Source organism: Sphaerisporangium album (assembly GCF_003323745.1).
In the GTDB taxonomy this organism is placed as follows: Bacteria; Actinomycetota; Actinomycetes; order Streptosporangiales; family Streptosporangiaceae; genus Sphaerisporangium; species Sphaerisporangium album.
Genome location: NZ_QOIL01000007.1, coordinates 214,262 through 237,621, shown reverse-complemented (window position 1 = coordinate 237,621; position 23,360 = coordinate 214,262). Strand labels below are relative to the sequence as shown.

The 23,360-nt window shown below is 71.5% G+C and carries 21 protein-coding genes and 1 pseudogene; 10 read left to right on the top strand and 12 right to left on the bottom strand.

Annotated features, from left to right (window positions below):
- Positions 1-325: 325 nt before the first annotated feature.
- From DQ384_RS15015 to DQ384_RS15000, 5 genes and pseudogenes are all read left to right on the top strand, one after another.
- Positions 326-1,321: an RDD family protein gene (locus tag DQ384_RS15015; protein ID WP_147268780.1), complete on the top strand. Its 996-nt coding sequence runs from the start codon at positions 326-328 to the stop codon at positions 1,319-1,321.
- A gap of 220 nt (positions 1,322-1,541) precedes the next feature.
- Positions 1,542-1,748, top strand: a pseudogene (locus DQ384_RS44155) (GIY-YIG nuclease family protein); the annotation flags it as partial.
- 142 nt (positions 1,749-1,890) lie between these two features.
- Positions 1,891-2,943, top strand: a complete 1,053-nt coding sequence (locus DQ384_RS42200) for a DUF6461 domain-containing protein (protein WP_220182956.1) — start codon at positions 1,891-1,893, stop codon at positions 2,941-2,943.
- 184 nt (positions 2,944-3,127) lie between these two features.
- Complete coding sequence (locus DQ384_RS15005; protein ID WP_114029396.1) at positions 3,128-3,520, top strand: GIY-YIG nuclease family protein; 393 nt, start codon at positions 3,128-3,130, stop codon at positions 3,518-3,520.
- 132 nt (positions 3,521-3,652) lie between these two features.
- Positions 3,653-5,158, top strand: coding sequence for an extracellular solute-binding protein (locus tag DQ384_RS15000; RefSeq protein ID WP_114029395.1), 1,506 nt, complete (start codon positions 3,653-3,655; stop codon positions 5,156-5,158).
- 65 nt (positions 5,159-5,223) lie between these two features.
- Here DQ384_RS15000 and DQ384_RS14995 read toward each other — a convergent pair whose 3' ends face one another.
- The gene (locus DQ384_RS14995; RefSeq protein ID WP_245966486.1) at positions 5,224-5,502 is read right to left on the bottom strand and encodes an acyl-CoA thioesterase; all 279 of its coding nucleotides are present in this window, start codon (positions 5,500-5,502) and stop codon (positions 5,224-5,226) included.
- Between the two features lie 79 nt (positions 5,503-5,581).
- Entirely contained in the window at positions 5,582-5,896 is a 315-nt protein-coding gene (locus tag DQ384_RS14990; RefSeq protein WP_114029393.1) for a hypothetical protein, read from the bottom strand.
- Between the two features lie 124 nt (positions 5,897-6,020).
- On the opposite strand from DQ384_RS14990, the gene DQ384_RS14985 reads away from it, so the two are divergent.
- Positions 6,021-6,236 carry an arginase family protein gene (locus DQ384_RS14985; protein WP_114029392.1) on the top strand — a complete coding sequence of 72 codons (216 nt, stop codon included), beginning with the start codon at positions 6,021-6,023 and terminating at the stop codon, positions 6,234-6,236.
- Positions 6,237-6,313: 77 nt separating this feature from the next.
- Here the strand turns inward: DQ384_RS14985 and DQ384_RS14980 are convergent, their stop codons facing one another.
- The 3 genes from DQ384_RS14980 to DQ384_RS40405 form a co-directional block, all read right to left on the bottom strand.
- Positions 6,314-6,727 (bottom strand): acyl-CoA thioesterase, encoded by a 414-nt coding sequence (locus tag DQ384_RS14980; protein ID WP_220182955.1) that lies wholly within the window; start codon positions 6,725-6,727, stop codon positions 6,314-6,316.
- Between the two features lie 2 nt (positions 6,728-6,729).
- The gene (locus tag DQ384_RS14975) at positions 6,730-7,353 is read right to left on the bottom strand and encodes a TetR/AcrR family transcriptional regulator (RefSeq protein ID WP_114029391.1); all 624 of its coding nucleotides are present in this window, start codon (positions 7,351-7,353) and stop codon (positions 6,730-6,732) included.
- A gap of 147 nt (positions 7,354-7,500) precedes the next feature.
- Positions 7,501-7,713 (bottom strand): hypothetical protein, encoded by a 213-nt coding sequence (locus DQ384_RS40405; protein ID WP_147268778.1) that lies wholly within the window; start codon positions 7,711-7,713, stop codon positions 7,501-7,503.
- 368 nt (positions 7,714-8,081) lie between these two features.
- On the opposite strand from DQ384_RS40405, the gene DQ384_RS14970 reads away from it, so the two are divergent.
- A complete protein-coding gene (locus DQ384_RS14970) occupies positions 8,082-8,654 on the top strand; it encodes a hypothetical protein (RefSeq protein ID WP_147268777.1) in 573 nt (190 codons plus the stop codon).
- A gap of 90 nt (positions 8,655-8,744) precedes the next feature.
- Here the strand turns inward: DQ384_RS14970 and DQ384_RS14965 are convergent, their stop codons facing one another.
- The 5 genes from DQ384_RS14965 to DQ384_RS14945 form a co-directional block, all read right to left on the bottom strand.
- Positions 8,745-9,053, bottom strand: coding sequence for a cell division protein SepF (locus tag DQ384_RS14965; protein WP_114029389.1), 309 nt, complete (start codon positions 9,051-9,053; stop codon positions 8,745-8,747).
- 170 nt (positions 9,054-9,223) lie between these two features.
- A complete protein-coding gene (locus tag DQ384_RS14960; RefSeq protein WP_114029388.1) occupies positions 9,224-10,237 on the bottom strand; it encodes an NAD-dependent epimerase/dehydratase family protein in 1,014 nt (337 codons plus the stop codon).
- Between the two features lie 103 nt (positions 10,238-10,340).
- Entirely contained in the window at positions 10,341-12,641 is a 2,301-nt protein-coding gene (locus DQ384_RS14955) for a SulP family inorganic anion transporter (RefSeq protein WP_114029387.1), read from the bottom strand.
- Between the two features lie 81 nt (positions 12,642-12,722).
- Positions 12,723-14,852: a hypothetical protein gene (locus DQ384_RS14950; protein ID WP_114029386.1), complete on the bottom strand. Its 2,130-nt coding sequence runs from the start codon at positions 14,850-14,852 to the stop codon at positions 12,723-12,725.
- Positions 14,853-15,035: 183 nt separating this feature from the next.
- Entirely contained in the window at positions 15,036-15,611 is a 576-nt protein-coding gene (locus tag DQ384_RS14945; protein WP_245966485.1) for a YbhB/YbcL family Raf kinase inhibitor-like protein, read from the bottom strand.
- A gap of 93 nt (positions 15,612-15,704) precedes the next feature.
- Here DQ384_RS14945 and DQ384_RS14940 point away from each other — a divergent pair, with 93 nt between their 5' ends.
- Positions 15,705-18,980 (top strand): ATP-binding protein, encoded by a 3,276-nt coding sequence (locus DQ384_RS14940; protein ID WP_114029384.1) that lies wholly within the window; start codon positions 15,705-15,707, stop codon positions 18,978-18,980.
- 88 nt (positions 18,981-19,068) lie between these two features.
- Here the strand turns inward: DQ384_RS14940 and DQ384_RS14935 are convergent, their stop codons facing one another.
- Positions 19,069-19,881, bottom strand: coding sequence for an ABC transporter permease (locus DQ384_RS14935; protein ID WP_245966484.1), 813 nt, complete (start codon positions 19,879-19,881; stop codon positions 19,069-19,071).
- A complete protein-coding gene (locus tag DQ384_RS14930; RefSeq protein ID WP_114029383.1) occupies positions 19,878-20,864 on the bottom strand; it encodes an ATP-binding cassette domain-containing protein in 987 nt (328 codons plus the stop codon). Before DQ384_RS14930 ends, DQ384_RS14935 begins: the two co-directional genes overlap by 4 nt.
- A gap of 227 nt (positions 20,865-21,091) precedes the next feature.
- Here DQ384_RS14930 and DQ384_RS14925 point away from each other — a divergent pair, with 227 nt between their 5' ends.
- Complete coding sequence (locus tag DQ384_RS14925) at positions 21,092-21,607, top strand: PH domain-containing protein (protein ID WP_245966483.1); 516 nt, start codon at positions 21,092-21,094, stop codon at positions 21,605-21,607.
- On the top strand, positions 21,604-23,136 hold the full coding sequence (locus DQ384_RS14920; RefSeq protein WP_245966482.1) for a PH domain-containing protein: 1,533 nt from the start codon (positions 21,604-21,606) through the stop codon (positions 23,134-23,136). Before DQ384_RS14925 ends, DQ384_RS14920 begins: the two co-directional genes overlap by 4 nt.
- Positions 23,137-23,360: the final 224 nt, after the last annotated feature.

The window sequence follows — 23,360 nt, the reverse complement described above, 5'->3', positions numbered from 1 at the left end:
CGGAAGGGGAGGGACAGAGGAAACCTCCTCTGAGCAGGTCCTTCACGATCCGATGCAGCTAGCCTCATTGATCATCTTGGAGTGGTCGTGATTACCCGGCCTACAGGCCGACTCGTCCGCCTTACCCACCCCTGACCCCGCTGACCGAGCCCGCGCCCGCCGTGTGGAGCACTACGCGCTCGCAGGTTGGTTGCACCTGCGCGAGCCGAATCCGCATCGCATGTCTGCCGATTCGTTGGCGTGTCGGTAAGGTGTCGCTCCCAGAGGGGAAAGGATCACCTTGCTGCAGTTCTCCCGTTTGTCACGGTCAGCGCTGGCGGCGTGGGTGGCGGCTGCGGCTGTCGCCGCCTTCCCGACCTGGGAGCTGTGGCGTGAGCGACTCCAGCCTGAGGAGTTCGCCCGGGCCTATGAAGGCGACATCTACGGGCTCGTGTGCCTGTACAACGGTGGAACGACGCTGTCACCGCTTGCCCCGCTGCGCCGTGATCTCGAAGAGGTCATGGAGATCACGGAGGGCTGGGCGGTTCCGGCCATGGTGGTCCTTCTCGGCCTCCTCGCGTGTCTGGGCCCCAGAGATCCGGGGGTGACAGGCCGACGGGTGGCGGGGCTCCTCGTCCTGAGCGCGGTCATCGAACCTCTCGCCTCGTTGCACAGCGATCGGAAAGGCTGCGATGAGACGCTGCTGTTCAGCGTCGACTGGTTCAAAGGGGTGGCCGGTGGCTGGGGGATCACCCAGCTGTGTCTCCTGGTGGCCGCGGCGCTGGTGTTCGCCGCGCCGAGGGCGATGCGGTCCGTCACCACGGACGAGCCGGAAGAGTCACAGGCCGACACGGTGTGGCGGCAGGCGGCGGCGGCCCTGGTCGACTATCTGATCGTTGTCGCGGCCCTCAGTGCTGTCGTGGGGGTGGCCTGGCCCTTGATCGACACCTACTTCAGGGTCCAGATGGGGGCCGGACTTCTGGAGCGGGCCGACGCGTACGTGTTCCGGGGCAGGGCGAGGCCCGCGGAACTGGCCGTCCTGGCCGGGGTGTTCCTCTACTTCTGGGTGCAGCACGCCCTGTGGGGGCGGACGCTCGGCAAGCGGCTGCTGGGCATTCGCGTCATCGCCGCGCACACGGGCGGACGGCCGGGTGCGGGCAGGGCCGCGCTCCGCGCGCTGGTCTTCCCCCTCCTCGCCTTCGTCCCCGACGTCGGGCTGTGGTGTCTCCTCGCGGACGGGCTGTGGATGCTCTTCGATCCCGAAGGCCGTGTTCTTCATGACCGCTGGCTGGGCGCTTCGGTGGTACGCGACCAGGTACGGGACGCTCAGCCTCAGACCTGACCCGGCACCATCTGTGTGATCTTGCTGACGCGGATGCCGACCACAGGTCTGGACGGCCCTGGACGAGGTTACGTCCACGGTCGTGGTGTATGAGTTCTCGCCGGCAACCGGAGCCTTGCGTGCGGTGTGCGCCGGTGCCCGCACGTGCAGATCAGGTGGTCAGGTGTCGTAGGAGCCGTCTCAGGGTTCGTAGAAGCCGAGGGTGTCCGGGTAGAACTCGGTGTGCTCGGTGCCTTTCGGAAAGCTGGAGGAGATCGGCGCGGCGGTCAGTGACGTGGAGGCGCGCGAGGCCAACGTCCGGGCGGGCTACGTGTACGTAATCTCCAACGTCGGCGCGTTCGGCGAGGAGGTCGTCAAGATCGGCATGACCCGGCGCTTGGATCCGGAGGGCCGGGTGCGGGACCTAGGCAATGCCTCGGTGCCGTTCAGGTTCGACACGCACGCGCTGATCAGGAGAGCCATCGGAATACGTCCCAGCACGAACGGCTCACAAATCTTGAGCAAGGCGGCCCGGTGTCCGGTTATCTCGGCAGGCCGGGCCGTTCGGGGTAGGCGAAAAGGAGAAGCGCTTGAACTCGGAGGTGCTGGCGCACTACGGCCGGCTGGTGGAGGAGACCCTGACTGTGCCGCTGTGCATCACCTGGGTCGAGGATCTGCCCGCCGCCGACGCGCTCGCCGCGGCGGGTCGGCGGGAGGACGGGATGGGCAGCCGGACATACGCGGAGACGGTCCAGGCCGCGTACGACGCGATCCCCGTCCATGCCGGCGCGGCGCTGGCCGGAGCCCTGGGGGAGTGGACCGTACTGGTAGAGCCGAACGGCTTCCAGGGGTCACGGCCGGATGTCCTGACCGGCTTGTCCCGCAGAGGGCGGGCACTCAGCGTGTTCTGGAACGCCAACGGAGACGGGCAGCTGGCCTACGCCGAGCACGGCCGACTGCTAGCCGTGTTCGACCTGTTCGATCCCGAAGAGCTCGAAGAGCTCCCCGCCGCTCTGTCAGCCTGGACGGAGCTTGCCGAGCAGGATGATCCCCGCGTGGCCGGGCTGGCGCTGGGGGAGGCCGTCACCCGCCGACGGCTGGAACCCGGGTGGCTGGCGGGCGAGCACATGAGCGCTGTCCTGGACGCGCCGCAGGACATCGTGGATACGTCGGCGGTCGACCAAGACAGGATCGACCACCTGGCCTACCTCGCCGAGGACCCGCGCGTGGCCGACCTCGTCGCCAATCCCGACCCCGGCAGAACCCGCGAGATCGCCGCCCTGCTGGCGGAGACCGCCTGTGAACTGAGCGGTCTGGATATGCCTGTGACCAGACGCGTCGTGACCTCGCTGGCACAGGCGCCCGGCCCGGCCGTGCTCGTCGAGCTGCGCGACGAGGTGCGTCACCTCAGCGAGGACCTGCGGGCCCAGACCCCGGCCGCCGACGCGCCGCCCTTGACAATCGAACACTGGCACGCACGCTTCATGGCGGTCCAGGTACTGGAAGCGGCACTCGGGGAGGATGCGAAGGCCGCAGCACAGGATGCCATCTGGCGGATCGGCATGATGCGGCTCGGCGATCGCGGCGGCCGTCGCGTGGGCACGCTCATGGGAGTACTGGAACAGATGCGCACGTCGACCTGACCGAGTGCTGCCCCGGTGCCGGCACAGCTCAGCGGTGTGGCTGCTGGGCCGGTGACGCCGCGATGAGAAGGGGGGCGGACTGCGTGTGTGGCCGCGCCGGGAAACGAGAGCCGTGTAGGGCCCCATCCACGGGTGCGGCTTTCGAAGCGGCCCGTCAGCCTCGGGATGGCATCACATACAGCGTGTGCGCGCCGTCCATCCACTCCCGGTCGATCTCACGACCGGTGACCCGGCCGATCAGGGGCAGCGCACGCACGCGCTGATCTTCAGTGACGGCGCGGTCGGGCTGGAGGGGCGGCTGCACGTCGCGCTGAACGACCGGCGGGTCGACAAGGTCGACCTCCGCAGGGAGTTCTTCCGTGCCACGCCCGCGGAGGTCAGGGATCTGCTCCAGCAGATCGCGGGCCAGCATCTGCTGGTATACCGGGACGTTCCCGAAGCGCTGGAGTGGCGGCAGTCGGTTCACGCGACGATGACCTGGCTTGGGCGTTTCCGCCCCCTCCGGCAGACACATGAGAGTGCTTTGTCGAACCGGCCCGGGGTCGGCGACATCGGATGGTCCTGGCACGAGAAATGACGCCCCGGTGACCCCGTGGGTTTCGGCGGGCGCTTCGGTCGATAAAGCCACTGCCGTAATGCGTGGTCCTCGAAACGGATATTGGCCCCAGAGTGGCAGGCGTTACGATCGAATGGTCGAAGGGGCATCGCCATGAGTCAGCAGAGGTCGCCGCTGAAGGCGGCTCATCGTATCGCGGCGATGATGCTGGTGGTCCTCCCGGTGATCATCGCCACCGCGGTCGGTTCCGTGATGGTGAATGAGCCGTCCCTGCCACACGATCCGTTGGATTGGGTGAAAGTCGCCCTCGGGGCCTCCCTGCTCGTTTTCTCCACCTTGGCCCTTACTTTCATCCCGCGACTGGTCAAGGTGATCTGGAGCAGGCCGGAAAACGAGGAGCAGCGTCGCCTCCTGGGGCTCCTGGAGCGGCTCCGGGTGAAGCTGAAAAGCCCGGCAAGGGTGATGGCGGCCCTGGCCGCGCTCGTGGTGGTCGTTTCCATAGGGTGGCTCGTTCCCGACGACGACGGTCTCGAGCCGGGGACCATGGTCATCATGAGTGCTCAGGATGAGAGCAGTCAGGCGGGTGCGCGACGGATACTGGTCGATCAGTGGAACCGGCTTCACCCGTTCAACCAGGTGGAGTTCAGATCGGCGGCCGGGGAGCCCGACGCCCAGCACAAGCGTATGGTCGACGACGCGAGAGAGGGCGGAGCGCACGAGGCCGACGTCTATTTGCTCGACCTCGTGTGGATGCCCGAGTTCATCAAGATGAATTACATCCAGCCGCTCGACGAGTCCAGGCGGCAGTACAAGGACCAGGACGGAGACTTCATCGACAACGTCCTGAGAACATGCCGGGACATGTCCGGGAAGAAGCCTGGACTGTGGGGCCTGCCGCTCAACGCCGATGCGGGACTGCTCTACTACGCGTCGGGCGCGCCAGGGGGCGGTGAAGTGCGCGACTGGAAGGAGTACTACAGCTCATCGGTCAACGCGCTTCACCTGGTCGACGCCGAGAGCCTGACGGTCGCCGCACTCGAGGCGATGTGGGCGTATGGCGGTGAAGTGGTCAACCGCGACGGGGCGCCTGTGTTGAGTTCCGACGGCGTCGAATTCGACCAGAACGCGCTGAGCGCCCTGAAAGACCTGGCGGAGATCTACCAGACCAAAAAGGCCGACGACGTGACGGATGCCGAGGCGGCGGCCACAAGGAGTTTCAAGGACGGAACCGCATGGTACATGCGCGGCTGGCCTGTGGTGTATGACGATCTCACGAGAAGCATGGGCGGCTCCTTCGAGGTCCACAGGCTTCCCCATGACAGTGTGCTCGGCGGGCAGAACCTCGCGATCTCGAGCTCGACGGACAGCCCGCGCGCCTCTCAGGCGCTGATCGAGTTCCTCACCAGCCCGTCCAGCGAGTTGATACTCTTCCAGCTCGGAGGGTTCGCCCCGACGCGGAGGTACGCCTACCAGTACGCCACGCGGCCGTACAAGGACGCTCTCGCGTCGGCCGTCGAGACGGCGCGTTACCGCCCGGTGACCCCTAATTACACGACGTTCAGCAGGATATTCCGCAAGGGCATTCTGTTCGCGCTGAAGAACGGCGGAAAATACGATGAGGACTTTCCTCGCGAGTTGGCGGCGAGTCTGAATCCGTAGCGCGGCCCTTCGCGACGCGGCGCGGTCACGTGGACGCGTCCCCCATTATGGTCCAGGCGTCGCGATCAGGCGGCGAGGACCTGCGCGGCGTCGCGGGTCTCGTCGCTGAAGGGGGTGGGGCGCAGGGTGGCCGGGTCGAGGTTGACGTTGACGCGGCGGCCTTCGGCGTGGACGGTCTGGCCGTCGGAGGACAGGACGCGGAAGCCGTAGACGCCGCTGCTGTCGCCCAAGTGCTCCAGCCAGAAGTGGACCAGCGGCTCGCCCACGCCCTGGATCGGCACGTGGTAGGTGATCTGGAACTCCCGGAGGCTGACGTGAGGTCCTCCCTGGCCGCGGACGGTCATACGCGCACCGTCCGCGGCGCACCCCGCCGACGGCCAGGATGCCATCGGTCCGGGGAGGGGACGTGGCCGGTGGGGTCGCTCAGGGGGCCGTCGGGATGGCGCGGGCCGGGCAGTAGGACGGGTTGGGGCCGTAGCTGGGCTGGTAGTAGTACCAGTCGTCGCCGTTCAACCAAGCGTTGTAGCGGCAGGGGCTGGGCTTGCCGTAGTACCAGCAGACGATCTGGCCCTGACCCGTCGCCCATGAGGAGAGGCTGGACGAGGAGTCGCTGGTGAGATACGGGCACATGTAGGGGGTGCTTGGTGTCGATGCCTCGGCCGTGCCGGCTGCCAGCAGAGGGCCGGTCACGGCGAGCGCGACGATTCCCACGGCGGCGGCGATGCGCTTGCGTATCAAGGAGTGTTCCCTTCTTGCGGATCGGCGCAAAAGTCCGACAGCGACACGGTAGCAAGCCGATCACACTACGCAAAGACTGGAGATGGAACGGAAAACTTGTTAACGTCATTCGGCCGTTCGGTACGTGCACGTCGATCTCGACGTCCTCGACCCCGCCGCATTCGGCTCCATCCGCTATCCCGAACCGGACGGGGTGGCGCCGCAACGGCTCGTCGACCTGATCTCCCGCCTGGACGACGTGGTCGGAGCGGCCATCACCGAGCAGGCACCGTCCGCCGACGCCGGCGACGCCGAGGAGGCCGAGGTCATTCGCCGGTTGACCGGCGCGCTTCCCTTCTGACCCGGCGGCGATTCTGGCCCGGCGGCCATCCGCTGTGCCCCCGCGGGACGTTTCCGGCCTCGTCGTCCGTACGCGGGTCAGGCCGCGAGCACCTTCGCGGCGTCGCGGGTCTCGGAGGTGAAGGGGGTGGGGCGCATAGTGGCGGGGTCCAGGTTGACGTTGACGCGGCGGCCTTCGGCGTGGAGGGTTCGGCCGTCGGGGGAGAGGACGCGGAAGCCGTAGACGCCGCTGGTGTTGCCCATGTGCTCCAGCCAGAAGTGCACCAGTGGCTCGCCCACGCCCTGGATCGGCACGTGGTAGGTGATCTGGAACTCCCGGACGGCGAGGAAGACGTCCTTGAAGCGGGAACGGGCCGGGTCGAAGTGCCAGCCGAGCTCGGCCCAGAAGGCGCCGATGGCGCGTTCGACGAGCACGCCGTAGCGGGCGTTGTGCAGCAGGCCCATGGCGTCGAGGTCGTCGAAGTGCACCTGGACGGGACGGGTGTGGGACACGGTCAGTCCTCCGGGAGGATCGAGGGATCGGTGGCGAGTGCGCGCAACCGGTCGAGGACGGCTCTGCGGGCGTGGCGGTAGGCGGTGGCGGCGTCGCGCAGCCGCGCGTGGGTCACGGCGGCCTCGCCCAGCGCGTCGATCTCGTACGCGAGCTGCGCCGGGTCGGCGGACAGCTCCCCGAGGTCGACGGCGTCCCCGACGCGGCGTTCGAGGTAGCCCAGCCAGTCGGCCATGGCGGCCGCGACGGCGTCCCTGACCGGGCCGGGACGGTCGTCGAACTCGACCTGGGCGACGAAGAAGAAACAGCCGCCGGGCAGGACGCCGTCGGTGTAGAAGGCGATACGGGCCTCGTGGAGGGCGAACAGCCGTCTGAGGCCCTTGGGGACGGTGGCGGTCGGAGCGATCACGCGGTCCTGCCACTGGCGGCGGGCCCAGTCGACGCAGTCGAGCTGGAGTTGCTCTTTGTCGCGCCAGTGGGCGAAGAATCCGGACTTGCTGACGCCGGCGGCCTCGGCCAGACGGCCCAGGGAGAGCCCGCCCAGGCCGTCGACGGAGGCCAGGGAGACGGCCTGGGCGAGGATCGCTTCACGGCTGCGCTGCCCGCGCAGCTTCCGCCCGTCCGTCATGGTGGGAACACTAGCACAAAATATGAACGACCGGTCGTTCTTTTTTCCAGGCGACCGTTGATCCCCTGTCGCGGCCGGCGGTCAGGGGCATCGGCCGGAGGCGATCGCGGAGACGCGGACCAGGTCGTGCAATGCCGGTAGATGCGGCTATTGGCCGTTTTGTAGGGCTTCGAGTCCGCGCCTGCAGACCGCCAGCTTCTTTTCCTGGCTACCGGCATCGGACACGATCACGGTGTTCACGATCTCGTCGTGGCAGGGGGGAGTTCCGTGCTGGCTGCATCCGCCCCTGGCGGCGACGCTCCCGCTTCTGTACCAGTTCAAAGGCTGTGGCGGGAGAATCTGTACGATGCGCGTCTTCATAGCTTATAACCTAGCAAGTCTGGCCACTTCAGTGATGAGCCCTCAAGGGCCGGAGTTCGCGCTGGTCCGTCCGTCGGCGTTTGTGGCGAGAAATCCAGAGAACCGCTTGATAGTGGACGGATTCCCGTCTAAGCGGTATTAGGAATGACGGTCCCCGCTCGCGCGGGCGGTGCTTGTGTTTATCGTGCCGTCCGTTTCCTCTATCGCTACTCCCGTGCCGCGTCGGCTCTCCGATGGACGGGTATTCCTCGGGGGCGGTGCTACTCGGTAGCACGGAGAAGGTCTGATTAATCGGATTTCAAGGGATATGGAGGAACCGAGTGATTCCTCGGGAAAAAGGTCCTTTCACGGGTAAGTTCATGTGGGCGGTGGCCGTCGCGACGCTGTCCACCGCAGGAGGCGTCGCGCTGTCCGGCCCGGCGCAGGCCGGCACCGGCGCGGTGAGCGTCCCCGGCCTTCACGTGTCGCACGACGCCGGCCACGCCGCCACCGGGCACAGGCCCGTCGGCGGAGAGGACGACGAGGACGAGGTCGTCAGCACGAAGAAGGACTGCAAGAAGTGCCCGCCCGGCCCTCCGGGACCTCCCGGCCCATCGGGCCGGACCGACGGAGTCGACTCGGCGATGGCCACACCGACCGGCCTCGGCACCCTCACACCGGTGACGTACATCGGCCTGGCCCAGCCCAACGGCATCGTGCTGGTCCGGGACCCGACGTCCGTCGGCCCGGCCAATCCGCCGTGGCACGACCTCTCCACCGTGCCGAACCATCCGGCCAACGCCACCGACGTCACCCTCGCCGCCAACCCCACGGGCAACCAGCTGCAGATCACGGTGCGCAGCCGGACCGGCCTCGTGCGCCAGACGACGTGCGCCCTCGGCGTGAACGTCACCTGGCCCGCCAACTGCACCGCGTTCGCCGACCTCACCCCGCCGCTCTAGACCGCACCGGAGCGCACGGGGTGGCGGCGCGTGCCGTGCCACGGGGACGTCCCGGGGCACGGCGCCGCCGTTCCGGAAGCCGGACAGGGCTCAGCCGTTGATGACCACGCCCGGCGGGACCAGCAGGAAGACCTTGTGGGCGATGCGGTCCATGTCGCCCTGGCGGCCGAAGACCAGCCCGGCGGCGAAGTCGACCAGCGGCTTGGCGTCGGCGTCCGACAGTCCGGTCAGGTCCATGACCACCGGCTGCCCTTTGCGGTAGAAGTGCCCGACGTACAGCACCTCGTTGTAGTCCTGGGGGCGTAGCGTCCTGATCGACGACATGTCCGGCCGGGCAGCCGGGTAGGCCGAGAGGGGCGCATGGTCGTCGGCACCGTTGGTGCTCCGGGGGTCTGCCACGTCGCCGACGTTAACACCCGGCGATCTTCTTTGGGAGTGTACGAGGACAACCGACGGGATCGTCGCAATGATCACGTAGGCGGATCAGAGGGCGGTTCGTCCGGAACGCGCTTGCCACAGATCTCGCCGATCGCGTGCACCACCGCAGGCGCGACAGCCGCGCCGGGAGGTCAGCGGGCGTCCCAGTCGCCGAGGATGCGGGCCTCCTTGTCCGGCGCGAGGCCGTGCCGCCGCCAGCTGGGCAGCCGTTCCTCCAGGGCGGCGTGGTCGCGGTCCTTCAGCCAGTCCCACGTGTCCCGGACGGTCTCGCTCACCGGGCGGCACCGCAGGCCCGCCGCCTCGGCCTTGGCCGTCACGACGCCCCACGTGCCCGCCTCCTCGGGGCCTACCGGCATCCAGAGGGGCAGCTCGGTCCACGGCTCGACCTCGTGGGCGGACAGGAAGCCGTCCTCCACCCAGACCAGCTCGGCGTCCGAGCCGGTGACGTCCACGCAGTCGGCCAGCCACTGGCCGAACGTGGTGTTCCCGGCGGGCCCGGTGAGCACGAAGCGGTCGCCCGTGCCCTTGACGGCCTGGTCCAGGGTGAACGTGGCGATGTCGCGGGCGTCGATGAGCTGCATCGGCAGGCCGGGATCGCCGGGCGCCACCACCCGGCCTCCCCGGGCGATACGGCGCAGCCACGACGGGAGCCGGCCGACGTTCTCCCACGGCCCGAGGATCAGCCCCGGCTGGAGGATCAGAGCGTTCCCCTCGAAATACCGCTCGACGGCACGCTCGCATCCGGCCTTCAGGATGCTGTAGTCGCCGTCCTCGGGACCGGCATCGGGGGAGCACTCCCACAGCGGGGAGGACTCGTCGACCTGCTCGGCCGGCCAGGCGGAGATGGCCGAGATGCTGGAGATGTACGCGTACGTCGCCGCGTGGCCGGACAGGGCGCGGGCGGAGGCGGCGACCACCCGGGGGGTGAAGCCGCACACGTCGACGACCGCGTCCCACTCGCGGCCCTCGGCCAGCGCCGCGAGGTCGGCGTCCACCTCGCGGTCGCCGCGCACGGCAGTGACCCCCGGCGCGTCCTCGCCGGACCTGCCCCGGTTGAACGTGGTCACCTCGTAGCCCCGGCGCAGGGACTCTTCCACGATGGCCCGGCCGAGGAACACCGACCCACCGATCACCAGAATTCTCATGGGACAACTGTGGTGCCCGGGCCCCGCGCCGCCGAGGGGTTTCACATTCAGCGGATCCGCTGACAGCGGACGCCCGCCGGCCGGCCGGGGCTCGCCCCGGTGGTCAGCTCGCGGGCGGCGCGGCGCCACGGGCGGGAAGGCTCACCGCCGCGTGGCCGGACACCGGCGTGAACCCCCCGCGCTCCAGCACGTGCACCCGGGTGGCGCCGATGTCGAAGTACAGGCCGACGAGTTCCAGCCGTCCCTCGCTCTCCAGACGCGCGACCTCCGGATGGGTGCGCAGGTTGTCGAGCTGCTGGGCGACGTTCACCCGGCACAGGCGGTCGAGCGGCCCCTCGTCCTCGCCGGTGGGGTCGGACAGGATGTACCGCGCCAGCGTGTGGTCTCCGTGACGCAGCCAGCGCTCCAGCCCCGGCAGCCCGCTGGTCTTCTCCCCGGCGCTGAGCAGGGCCGCCATCGCCCCGCACCGTGAATGGCCGCACACCGTGATCGTCTGGACGTTCAGCGCGGTGGTGGCGAACTCGATCGCCCCGAGCACCGAGTCGTCCGGGGGAGTGGCGCCGTACCGGGGCACCAGGTTGCCGACGTTGCGCACCGTGAACAGATCGCCCGGCCCGCTGGCGGTGATCAGGCTGGGCACCACCCGCGAGTCGGCGCAGGTGATGAACAGATGGGACGGGTCCTGCGTGCGCGCCATGCGGGTGAGGATCGGCCGCACCAGCGGGGCCGTGCGCCGCTGGAAGTCCTTCGCGCCCGCGAGCAGATCGGGCACGGCCCCGCCCCCGTGCTCGGCCCGCGAGGGCACCCACGCCCCCGAGCGCCTGACCGGGATGGCCGACAGCGGGCCGCCCCGCCGGTACGCCCGGGGAAGCCACCAGCGGTCCGGCGCCTTCGGCGGCGTCTTCGCCGAGGAGACCCGCGTGCCCTTCGCGGCGAAGGTGTACCACTCGTCGTGCATCTCGTCGATCGCGACCGAGCCGCCGGCGCGCTCGTGCTCCAGGCGCCAGCCGTGCAGCGCCTCGAACGCGGCGTTGTCCATGAAGTCGACGTTCAGGTCGAGGTCGACCGTGGCGCCCGCAGGGATGCTTCGCAGGCTGTCGGTGAGGCGCGGCACGCCCACGAAGGTCAGCGAGCCGGTCACCATGACGTGCCAGCGGTCGTCCGGCTCCAGCGAGACGTGGACCGACACCCTGGTCAGGCGGCGCAGCGCGAACAGCGCCGCCAGGACGAGGCCCAGCAGCACCCCCTCGGCCAGGCCGACCACGACGACGGCGCCCATGGTCAGCACGTAGATCGGCAGCTCGCCGTGCCCGTGCAGGCCCCGCATCGTGCCGAGGTTCACCATGCGCACGCCGATGAAGACCAGCAGCGCGGCCAGCGCCTCCAGCGGGATCAGCGTGACCGTCCAGCCGAAGCCGACCGCGAACACCAGCACCCACACGCCGTGCAGCATCGTGGACCAGCGGCTGCGCGCCCCCGCCCGGACGTTCGTGGTGGTGCGCACGACGACGCCCGCGACCGGCAGGCCGCCGAGGGCCCCCGACACCAGGTTGGCGACGCCCTGGCCGGTGAGCTCGCGGTCCAGGTCCGCGCGCGGGCCGTCGTGCAGGTGGTCGGCCGCGACCGAGCACAGCAGCGACTCGACCCCGGCGAGCAGCGCCACCAGCAGGACGGCGCCCGCGATGCCGTGCCAGTCGCCGGACGGCAGCGCCGGGGTCGCCCACTCGCTGAATCCCTTGGACAGGTCGGCGCGGGCGACGTCCCACCCGAACACCCCGGCGGTCAGCGCCGCGCACGCCAGCGCGGCCAGGGGGGCGGGGATCGTCTTGAGGTGCGGCAACCGCGGCCAGACCAGCAGCACGACGATGGTCAGCACCCCGACCGCGACCGCGTGGCTGTGGTTGTCGACGATCTGCTTCGGCAACTCGACGATGTTCTCGATCGCGGACTTCTGCGGCTGCCCGCCGAGCACCACGTGCAGCTGCGACAGGGCGATCACCACGCCCACGCCGGCCAGCATGCCGTGGACCACCGCGGGGGAGACGGCCAGCGCCGTCCTCGCCACCTTGAACGCGCCGAGCACGACCTGAAGCACGCCCGCCATCAAGGTGATCATGCAGGTGGCCCGCCAGCCGTACGTGCGCACGAGCTCGGCCACCACCAGCGCGAGCCCGGCCGCCGGCCCGCTCACCTGGACGACGGAGCCGCCGAGGGGGCCTGCCACCAGGCCGCCCACCACGGCGGCGACCAGGCCCGCGACGAGCGGAGCCCCGGAGGTCACGGCGATGCCCAGCGAGAGCGGCACCGCCACGAGGAACACCACCAGCGAGGCGGGAAGGTCGTGCCGGAGCACGGAGTTGAGACGCTCGGTCGTCGTTCGGCTACTTTGCGTGTCCCCGGTCATGAGGCGACCATACGACGCGACGGCCGATTGATTAAGCCTTTGCCGGGCGCGTTTTACAAGTGCCGGTGGAATTCTGGTTGATCAGCGGTAATAGTCTGGATAGTCGGTTTCGGACGGACGGTGGTGACCGCCGCGGGACGGCGACGCGTTCGACTGCGTCGGCTGCTCCTCCCCGCCGTTGCCGTAGAGCTCGCCGTACGACGGCCAGCTTCCGCCGGTGTTCTGGCGCGGCTGTGCCCACGCCGACGACGCCGGAGCCGCGGCCGACCCGGTCGAGGAGCCCGCGCCGTAACCGCCGTAGCCCTGACCGCCACCGGACGGCGGCTCGTCGCCCCGGCCCGTGCCCGGCAGGTCCCGCACGGCGGGCGTCTCGTACGCCGAGGCGGCGCGCGAGGGCGTGACGGGCGCGGGGCCGGTCACCGTGTCGGAGTCGTCGATGGTCGCCCACCCGGGACGCACCTCGTACGACGGCGCCGACGGCGCCGAGGGCGCGGCCGCGGGGTAGGCGGGGTCGGGCGGGTAGGTCTCGCCGCGGGCGGCGTACCCGTCGTAGGAGGGCAACTGGTAGTCCGCCGAGTTCCACGTCTCGTTGGAGGACGACGACGGAGAGGCGGGCATACCGGCCGCGGGAGTCGCCGGGCCGTCCAGGATGTCGTAGGAGCCGGTGGCCTGGTAGGCGGGCTGCGACGGCCAGGAGCCGCCCGCGGGGAAGTCGCCGGTCGCCGAGGCGCCCGTGCCCGTGCCCAGAGGATCGGCGGGCCGGCCGTACGACGGCGAGGCGGGGAACGGGCCGCCCGGGTCGGCGCCGCCTCCGGCGCGCGGGGTGTCGTACGAGCCCGTCGCGGAGCGGGCCGGGTCGGAGCCGCCCGTGCCGGAGCGTCGCCGCGCGCCGTCGGACGCGCCCGAGGACCGGCGGCGGGACCCCGAACCGCCGGACGCCGCGGCGCCCGGCAGGGGCCCGCTCGTCAGCGGGTCGCCGGCGAGGGAACCCGTGGTGAACGGGCCGCTGGACATGGGGCCGGTGGTGAGCGGGTTGCCGGCCAGCGGATCGATGGCCAGCGGGTCGATGCCGAGAGGGTCGACGGGCCGCGGCGGGCCGGCCGGGTCCGGGCGGCCGGAGGCGAACGGCCCCGTGGCGGCGCGGCCGGAGTCGGCCCGCACCGTGTCGGAGCGTCCCGTGTCGGGGCGTCCGGGCGCCGTGCGTCCCGAGTCCGGGCGGGCGGAGCCGGAGCGGCCAGGTTCGGCGGCTCTGCCGGACCCGGTGCGCCGGGAGTCGGTCCTGCGCGACTCGGGCGTCCGCCCGGGCGCGGGGGTGCGTGCGGAGTCGCCGGACTCGCCGCGGCGCCGGGGCTTGGCACGTACCGCGTCGTTGACGCCCAGCGGGTCGGCCGGGTCGGGACGCGAGCCGCGGCCGGTGCGCGCGGGCGTCTGCGGGCCGGCGGGCGTCTGCGGGGTGCCGAGCGCGCCGAGCACGTCGGCGGCGGACGCCGCGGCCGCCGGAGCCTGCGGGACGGGGGCCGGGAAGGTCGCGGTGCGCTCGGACGCGGCGGCGGCCGTGGGGGCGGGGGATACGGGTGCGGTGGTGCGCCTCGCGTCCCCCTGACCGGCATGGCCGGCCGGCCGGGTCGGGAGCGGGGCCTGGACGGTGGCCGCGTTCGCGTCCACCTCGTCGTTGCTCTTCGCGGCGTCCTTCGCGGGCGTCGCCTTGGGGGCCGGGGAGGCGGGAGAGGACGGGGAGGCGAGGTCGGGGCGGCTCGCTCCCATGCGCGCGGCGATGGTGCCGCCGAAGGCGCCGTCGTCCGCGCGGACGCGCGACCAGTAGTCGTCGTCGTAGTCGTCGGCGTCGCCCCACTCGTCCACGCCGCGCCGGCCGCGCGAGGAGGCGGCCTGCTTGCCGCGAGGCGCCGAGCGCCCCCCGGGCCGGGCCGCGGGACGCCCCCCCGGCCTGCCGTTGCCCGGACGCAGCCGGGCCGTCGCGCGCTCGGGCTCCTGGAAGGCGTCGAAGCCCTCGGGGAAGCTCTCGAAGAAGGTCTCCTCGGCGGGACGTCCGGGACGTTTGGCGTTCGGGTCCTCCGCCTGCTCGGCCATCTTGCGCAGCCGCTCTGGAGGCAGATTGCTTTCCCGGCGGTTCATCGACCGCATGCCGAGCGCCACGACCATAAGCACAAGCAGCACGACGGCGACGAGGCCGACAATGACCGCGATAATCATTGCACCACCTTCATGGCCATGGCCTTCCAGTGGCGCTGGTGAGATCGCGCGGCCATCGACGCGACCTGCCCCCTTTGACCACCTGCGCTCAAGGATTGCACCTGATTCTGTCCGACCACTATGACCGTTGTCACACCCTACGAGAAGATCCGGTATCGACAATCACCACGGGTACGCACCGCGTCACTCGATGTGAGACGCCGACAGGCGTCCCCGCGAGATGGTGTGCTGCGCGATGAGCTCCAGCGTCTCCCGCAGGCCGGTGGCCTTCTTGGGATCGAGCTTCGCGTCGAGCGCGTAGACGCTGAAACGGTAGATGTCGTCACGGCGGCACGGGGGCGAATAGCCCTTTTTGCCACTGGACGTCACCCCCTCCACGGCGCCCCGGGGAACACTGTTCTGCGCGAGCTCGGTGGTCAGCGGGTCGATGTTGTACACCAGCCAGTGCACCTCCGCCGCTCCCTGCGCGTTGTTGGCGTCGACCACCAGGGCGATCGACTTGGTCTCTTTCTGGAGCACGCCGGACCACCTCAGCGGCGGATTCCCGACCTTTCCCGCACACGAGAAGTCGGCCGGAAGAGGAGCACCGTCGCGGATCCTCGGGCTGGAGACGCTGAGCCCGTCAAGCGACCCGTCGGTCGGTGAACCGCCGCCCACGATGCCGCAGCCCGACGCCGCGGCGACGATCGCCGCGATCACGAGCACACGCCTGTCGCGTCCCCTGCGCCCAACGCGCACGGACTTTCTCGGCTGCCCCATGCCCGCTGATGCTACGCGGATCTGAGGAGTGCGCTGACCCCATCGCCCGAATGCGCGCCCACGGCGACCGGTCGAATCGGCCAGAATCGATGCATGGACGGGGCGACGGCGGGCGCGCGGACCGGCTATGCCGTGCTCGGCCCCCTGGAGGTGCGCCACGACGGCGTCCGGGTGCGCATCGGGGGCAGAAGGCTGCGCGCCCTGCTGACCTCGCTGCTGCTCACCCCGGGACGCACGGTCGCGTTCGACACGCTGGTCGCCGGGGTCTGGCCGTCCGATCCGCCGACCGGCGTCGGCAACGCGTTGCAGGCGCTGGTCTCACGGCTGCGGGGATCGCTCGGGCGTGACTCTGTCGTCGCCGAGACCTCCGGGTACCGGCTGGCGATAGCGGCGGACCAGGTGGACGCCCACCGCTTCGCCCGCCTCGCCGCCGCAGGCCGCTCCGCCCTCGCGCGCGGGGACGCCGACGAGGCGGCGCGGCTGCTCGGGGACGCGCTGGCGCTCTGGCGCGGGCCCGCGCTCGCCGACCTCGCCGGGTGTGCGGTCGCGGGCGCCGAGATCGCCCGGCTGGACGTGCTGCGCCTGTCCGCCATGGAGGACCACATCGACGCCCGGCTTCTGCTCGGCCGCAACGAGGAGGCCGTCGGCGCGCTCGTGCCGCTGATCGCCGGCCATCCGCTGAGAGAAAGGCCGCGCGGGCAGCTCATGCGCGCGCTGTACGCGTCGGGACGTCAGGTGGAGGCGCTGGCCGCCTACGAGGCCGCGCGGGCCGCCTTCGCCGAGGAACTCGGCACCGACCCCTCGCCCGAACTGGCCGGGCTTCACCTCTCCATGCTCCGCGGCACCGCCCCGCCCCCCGCCTCCACAAACCCGCACGCCTTCCCGCGCGTCCCGGAACCGGACATCGCGGCGCCGAAGGCCGCGCCCGTGCTCGCGGCGCCCGAGAACAAGAAGGGCAATCTGCGCGCCCGGCTGACCAGCTTCGTCGGCAGAGAACACGACGTCGAGCGGGCCGGGGAGCTGCTCGCGCGAAACCGGCTGGTCACGCTGCTGGGGCCGGGCGGCGCGGGGAAGACGCGGCTGGCCGTCGAATCGGGCGAGGCGCTGGCGGGACGGATGCCCGACGGGGTGTGGCTGGCAGAACTGGCGCCGGTGAGCGACCCCGAGGGGGTGCCGCAGGCCGTGCTGGCCGCGCTCGGCATGCGCGACGGCGGCCGCTCGTCCGTGCGGACGCCCGCAGTGGTGACCCCCGAACCGGTGGACCCGGTCGGACGGCTGGTGGCGGGGCTCGCCGGGCGGCGGCAGCTCGTCATCCTCGACAACTGCGAGCACCTCGTCGAGGCCGCAGCGGCGCTGGCCGAGAGGCTGCTGTCCGAATGCCCGGGAATCCGGATCCTCGCCACCAGCCGCGAGCCGCTCGGCATCCCCGGTGAGCTGGTGTGGTCGGTGCGGCCCCTCGACCAGGCGCACGCGCGGAGCCTGTTCGCCGACCGCGCCGCGACGGCCAGGCCCGGGTACGCCGTCGAGGACGAGGCGGACGCCGTCGCGCGCGTCTGCCGTGAGCTGGACGGCATGCCCCTCGCCATCGAGCTGGCCGCCGCCCGGCTGCGCACTCTGTCCGCCCGGCAGATCGCCGACCGGCTCGACGACCGCTTCCGGCTGCTCACCGGCGGCAGCCGCACGGCGCTGCCCCGCCACCAGACGCTGCGCGCGGTGGTCGAGTGGAGCTGGGACCTCCTGGACGAGCGTGAGCGGCTGCTCGCGGCCAGGTTCGCCGTCTTCGCGGGCGGCGCGACGCTGGAGGCGGTCGAGCGGGTGTGCTCGGACGAACGCCTGCCGCCGGAGGACGTGCTGGACGTCCTCGCGCGGCTCGTCGACAAGTCGCTGGTCGTCCACGAGAACACGCGGTACCGGATGCTGGAGACGATCCGGGCGTACGCCGCGGAACGGCTCGCCGAGTCGGGGGAGCAGCAGGCCATGCCGCTCGCGCAGGCCCGGTTCTTCACCGAGCTGGCCGAGCTGGCGGAACCGGAGCTGCGCAGGCCCGGGCAGGTGGAGTGGATGGCCGTGCTGGCCGCCGAGCACGACAACCTGACGGCCGCGCTGCGCTTCGCCGTGGCCACCGCGGACTTCGGCCTCGGACTGCGCCTGGTCGGCGCCCTCGGCTGGTACTGGTTCCTCGCCGGTCGCCGCTCCGAAGGCGCGCAACGCGCCGCCGAAGTCCTGGCCCTCGCCCCGGAGGACCCCGGAACCCGGCTCGGCCGCGACGACCCGGGGAGCTCCCGCAGGCTGGCGATGGCACTGGCCGTCCACGGCATTCTGCTGGTCGGCGGCACGAGCTGCTGGCAGGAGGCCAAGGACGCGCTGAACAGGGCGGTGGCCCTCGCCCGGGCGGGGGTGCCGCGCCCGTGGCCCGCGATGCTCTCGCTGGCCGAGCCCGTGCTGTCGCTTTTCATGGGCATCGGCCCCGACCTCGACGGCCTGGTGACGGAACTGTTCGACGACCCCGACCCCTGGGTCGTCGCGTCGGGGCATCTGCTGCGCGCGCACGCCCACTACAACGCGGGCCGCATCGACCAGGGCGAGGGCGACGTGCGCGCGGCCGTCGACGGGTTCCGCACCGTGGGCGACCGGTGGGGCGTCAGCGCGGCGCTGGGCTCCCTGGCGGAGGCGAGCACGCTGCGCGGCGACGACGCGACGACCATCGCGGTCATCAGGGAGGCGCTCGCGCTCGCCGACGAGATCGGCGCCGTCGAGGACACGACGTTCATGCGCACCCGGCTGGCCATGGCCCTGAGCGCGTCCGGTGACCGGGCGGGCGCCGAGGACGCGCTGGACGAGGCGATGGAGATCTGCCGGGCCACGGGCGACCGCCTGGCGGAGTCGGGAGTCCAGAGCGTCCGCGCCGACCTCGCGCGCGAGGAGGGGGACTTCGCCCTGGCCCGCCGCCTCTACGACGAGGCGCGGCGGTTCGCCGCGGACCCGCGGGTGCCGCTGCCCGCGCCGTACCTCGCCGTCCTGTGCGCCTCCGTGGGGATGCTCGCCGAGCAGGAGGGCGACCTGCGGGCGGCCCGCGAAACACACACCGAGGCGCTGCGGCTCGTGCGGACCGGCCATGACGGCCCCGCCACCGGGCTGGTGCTCATCGCCGTGGCGGGCCTGCTCGTCCGCGAGGGGGACGCCACCCGCGCGGCCACGCTGCTCGGCGCCGCCGCGCGGATCCGGGGCATCGACACGGTGATCGGGTACGACCACGTGCGCATCACCGACGCGGCGATCGCCGCGCTCGGCCGGCGGGAGTACTCCCGTCACCACGCGCACGGCCGGACGATGACCGACGACGAGGCCCTCGCCCTCGCGCAGCCCTGAGCCCGCCCACCCCGGACGCATGGCTTGGCGGGGTGCGGCGGACCAGGCCCGGGGAGGACCGATGCCGGGGGCGGGCACGGGCGGGCCTTCAGGCGCGGGAGCGGAAGGCGCGCAGGGACAGGGGGATGAAGACCAGGGCGATGCCGAGGGCCCAGAGGAGCGAGATGGTCGCGTGGGTCGCCACCGGGCCGCCGCTGAGCAGGCCGCGCACGGCGTCCGCCAGGTGGGTGACCGGGTTGACCTCGACCCACCTCTGCAGCCACTCGGGCAGCGTCTTGGTGGGGACGAAGGCGTTGGACGTGAACGTCAGCGGCATCATCACCGAGAACGCCATGATCTGCACCTTCTCGGGGTCCGCCGCGACCAGGCCGATCAGGACCGACAACCAGGACATCGCCAGGGCGAACCCGACCAGCAACGCCAGCGCCCCGGCCACGCCCACCACGCCGGTCTGCACCCGGAACCCCAGCACGGTGCCGAGGCCGAGGAACAACGCGAAGGCCCAGATCTGCTTCAGGGTGTCGGCGACGATGCGGCCGGCCAGCGGCGCCGACCGCGCGATCGGCAGGCTGCGCAAACGGTCGAACACGCCCTTGGAGATGTCGGTGCTGAGCCCGATGGCCGTGGTCAGCGTGGCGAACAACATGTTCTGCACGACCAGGCCGGGCAGCGAGAACTGGAGATACTCGGAGGTGGACCCGGAGATCGCGCCGCCGAAGACATAGGTGAACAGCAACAGGAACATGATGGGCTGGACCGACAGGTCGAGCAGCTCCATCGGGTTGTGCTTGATCTGCACCAGGCTGCGCCAGGCGAGCGTCATGGTGTGGCGCAGCCCGGCGGCCGGGCCGATGCGGCCGGGGACGGCCGCGCGGGGGGCGGTTCCGGTCAGGGAGGTCACGCCGGCACCTCTTCCTTCTCCTTCGTCGGGGCCTCCTGCGCGGAGGTCTGGTCTTCGGCGCGGTGGCCGGTGAGGGCGAGGAACACCTCGTCCAGGCTGGACTTGCGCAGGCTGAGCTCGGAGGCCACGACCCCGAGATCGTCCAGCCGGCGCACGACGGCGGGCACCACGGTCGCGTCCTTGATGTTCACGGTGGCCTCGCCGCCGGTGAGGTCGGGCCGCTCGCCGATCAGATCGGCGATGACCTCGGCCACGAGAGGCAGGTGGTGCGCGGCCGTGGGACGGACCTGCAGCACCTGCGCGCCGGTGGTGGCCTTCAGCTCGTCGGACGTGCCCGAGGCGATGACCCGGCCGTGGTCGAACACCACGATGTCGTCGGCGAGCTCGTCGGCCTCCTGGAGGTACTGGGTGGTGAGCAGCACCGTGACGCCGTCGGCCATGAGGCCGCGCACCACGTCCCACAGGTCGGTGCGGCTGCGCGGGTCGAGGCCGGTGGTCGGCTCGTCCAGGAACAGCACCGCCGGATGCCCGACGAGGCTGGCGGCGAGGTCGAGGCGGCGGCGCATGCCCCCGGAGAACGTCTTGGCCGCACGGCCCCCGGCGTCGGTCAGCGCGAAGCGGTCCAGCAACTCGGCGGCCCGCTGTCTGGACGCGGCGCGGGTGAGGCCGAGCAGCCGCCCGATCATCACCAGGTTCTCGACGCCGGTCAGCGTCTCGTCGACCGCGGCGTACTGCCCGGTGAGGCCGATCAGGGAGCGCACCTTGTGCGGCTCCTTGGCGACGTCGAAACCGCCCACGGTGGCGCGGCCGGAGTCGGCGCGCAGCAGGGTGGCGAGGATGCGCACGGCGGTGGTCTTGCCCGCGCCGTTCGGGCCGAGCACCCCGAGCAGGCGCCCCTCGGGGATGGCGAGGTCGACGCCGTCGAGCGCCCGCGTCTCGCCGTACCGCTTCATCAGACCTTCGGCCTGGACCGCATATCGCATCGCATGGACTCCTTGGTCAAGGGGTGACGGTCACGCACGGCTCGCGGCCCGGGTGACTGACTCGAAGTCTGCAGCACGGCACTGACAATTTCCTGAGCCGCGCACCCCGCACTCGTCCCGGCGGCTGACAGATCGCTGACAGATCCCACCAGGGGCGCGGGGCCGTCCGGAGGCCGGGGAGACGGTGGCCGTGCCGCGCCCTCCGGTGATCTAGCTAGGCTGGTGCCGTGACTGCTCCCCTGCGTGACCCCGCGCATCGGGTCTCGCGCCGCGCGATCACCCTGTGGGCGCTGGAGGCGCTGATCGGGTTCGTGCTGCTGGTCGGCCTGTCCTCCCTGGCGGCGAGCTGGATCGCCGGTTCGGGCCGCCGTTTCCTGCCGGACTGGCTCACCGACCACGTCTGGTGGGTGCCGGTGGCGCTCGCCGTCGTGGAGGTGCCGTTCATCGTCATCGAGCCGCTGTGGCGCTACGCGGTCCACCGCTGGGAGCTGTCCGAGGACGTGGTGTACGCCCGTTCGGGCTGGTTCAGCAGGAAATGGGTCTTCGTCCCGGTCAGCCGCATCCAGACGGTCGACAAGGAGCAGGGCTGGTTCGAGCGCATGCTCGGCCTGGCCACCGTCGAGATCCGCACGGCCTCGCACGCGGGCTCTTCCTCGATCGAGGGCCTGGACGTCGCGGTCGCCGCCCGCCTCGCCGAAGACCTGGCGCACCGCGCCCACCAGCTCAGGGACGACGCCACATGACCGACGGCCCCGGCCACCCGCCCGTCCCGCACCCACCTCCCGGGGACGGCGCGCTGTGGGTCCCGCCCGCGCGGCTCAGCCCGCTCGTGTTGCTGATCGACCCCGTGCGCATGCTGCCGTCGCTGTTCCTGCCGCTGGCGGGCGTCCTGTTCGTCGGCGGCTTCTCGCCCTCCTCGTTCATCTGGGCCCTTCTGGCGGTCGTGGGCTCGGTCGGGTACGCGGCCGTGCGCTGGGCCACCTTCACCTACCGGGTGGCGGGGGACCGGCTGGAGCTCACCCGCTCGCTGGTGAGCCGCTCGGTGAAGACGATCCCCCTCGACCGCGTCCGGGGCGTGGACGTCACGACGCCGCCCCTGCACCGCCTGTTCGGCCTGGCCGTCGTGCGCGTCGACACGGGGGCGAGCGGCAGCGGCAAGCAGGAGGGCGAGCTGGACGGCGTGCCGCTGCCCGAGGCCGAGCGCCTGCGCGAGATCCTCCTGCGGCGCAGCCGGACCGTCCGGGGCGACGAACCCGGCGCCGTCGCGGCGGGGGCGGCGCCCGCGGGTCCGTCCGCCGTCCCGGTGCGGGAGCGGGTCTACGTCCGCGTGCCCTGGTACTGGCTGCTGTACGGCCCGCTGTCCGGGGCGTTCCTCTTCGCGCCGTTCGTCCTGGCCGGTGGCGCGGTCGGCCTGGTGTTCCAGTGGGGGAACGAGCTCGGGTTCGGCGACGACCTGCCGATCGCGGTCGGCGAGTGGCTGTGGCAGCGGCCGATCGTGCTGGTCCTGATCGCCGTCATGCTGGTCCTCGCCATGCCCGTGGCCGGCGGCGTCATGTACGCGGTCTTCAACTGGAACTTCACGCTCCTGCGCCGCGACTCCTCCCTCGTGGCCGAGCGCGGGCTGGTGACGCGGCGCAGCGTGGCGCTGGAACACGCCAGGATCCGCGGGTACGAGATCGCCGACGGCCTGCTGGAACGCCGGGCCCACGTCGTACGGCTCTGGGCGATCGTCACCGGCCTCGGCGACTCGCGGACCCGAGGGCAGTTGCTGCCGGTCACCCCCCGGAAGTTCGCCACGAAGGTCGCGGCCGACGCGATCGGCCCGTTCGAGGCCGGGCTGCGGCCCCATCCGGCGGCGGCGCGGCGCAGGAGGGTGTTCCGCGCGGTCGCGCCGGGCGTGGTCCTGGCGGCCGTGGCGTTCGCGTTCGGGTGGGTGTGGGCCGGTCTGGTCGCGCTGGCCGCCGCGGCGCTGGGCGTCGCGCTCGGGCTCGACCGCTACCGGTCGCTCGGCCACGGCTACGACGGCGCGCGGCTGTCGGTGCGGTCGGGGTCGCTGCCGCGGTCACAGGCGGTGGTCGAGCGGCGCGCGGTGGTGGGCTGGACGGTCCGCCAGACGTGGTTCCAGCGGCGCGCCTCGGTGCTGACCGTCGTCGCGGGGGTCGGGGCGGGCAGCGGCGGCTACCCGGCCATCGACACCGGCGAGGAGCAGGGCCTCCGCTTCGCCGCCGAGGTCACCCCCGAGTGGATCACACCGTTCCTGAAGCCCGAGTGATCCGAGACGGCATGAGCGGCGCCTTCGGGGTGGCCCGTCGGTGGATCTCACCGGTTCCGTAGATCGCGTCGAGCCGGGGAACAGGGGGCCGCTACGGGCAGGTCCGGGTACGCCGTCGGCACTCGTTCCGCGCACTGGAGCTCGACTCGACATCAGATGGACGCGCGGGCCCGTTTGGACGATCGTGGTCGGTTGGGGCGGTTTCGGTTGGTTCGTGGGTGGGA

Bases quoted from the DNA above. Each gene is read 5' to 3' on its own strand.
- DQ384_RS15000 (WP_114029395.1), top strand. From the start codon at position 3,653: ATGAGTCAGCAGAGGTCGCCGCTGAAGGCGGCTCATCGTATCGCGGCG.
- DQ384_RS14995 (WP_245966486.1), bottom strand. From the start codon at position 5,502: ATGACCGTCCGCGGCCAGGGAGGACCTCACGTCAGCCTCCGGGAGTTC.
- DQ384_RS14975 (WP_114029391.1), bottom strand. From the start codon at position 7,353: ATGACGGACGGGCGGAAGCTGCGCGGGCAGCGCAGCCGTGAAGCGATC.
- DQ384_RS40405 (WP_147268778.1), bottom strand. From the start codon at position 7,713: ATGAAGACGCGCATCGTACAGATTCTCCCGCCACAGCCTTTGAACTGG.
- DQ384_RS14960 (WP_114029388.1), bottom strand. From the start codon at position 10,237: ATGAGAATTCTGGTGATCGGTGGGTCGGTGTTCCTCGGCCGGGCCATC.
- DQ384_RS14955 (WP_114029387.1), bottom strand. From the start codon at position 12,641: ATGACCGGGGACACGCAAAGTAGCCGAACGACGACCGAGCGTCTCAAC.
- DQ384_RS14950 (WP_114029386.1), bottom strand. From the start codon at position 14,852: ATGATTATCGCGGTCATTGTCGGCCTCGTCGCCGTCGTGCTGCTTGTG.
- DQ384_RS14945 (WP_245966485.1), bottom strand. From the start codon at position 15,611: ATGGGGCAGCCGAGAAAGTCCGTGCGCGTTGGGCGCAGGGGACGCGAC.
- DQ384_RS14940 (WP_114029384.1), top strand. From the start codon at position 15,705: ATGGACGGGGCGACGGCGGGCGCGCGGACCGGCTATGCCGTGCTCGGC.
- DQ384_RS14930 (WP_114029383.1), bottom strand. From the start codon at position 20,864: ATGCGATATGCGGTCCAGGCCGAAGGTCTGATGAAGCGGTACGGCGAG.
- DQ384_RS14920 (WP_245966482.1), top strand. From the start codon at position 21,604: ATGACCGACGGCCCCGGCCACCCGCCCGTCCCGCACCCACCTCCCGGG.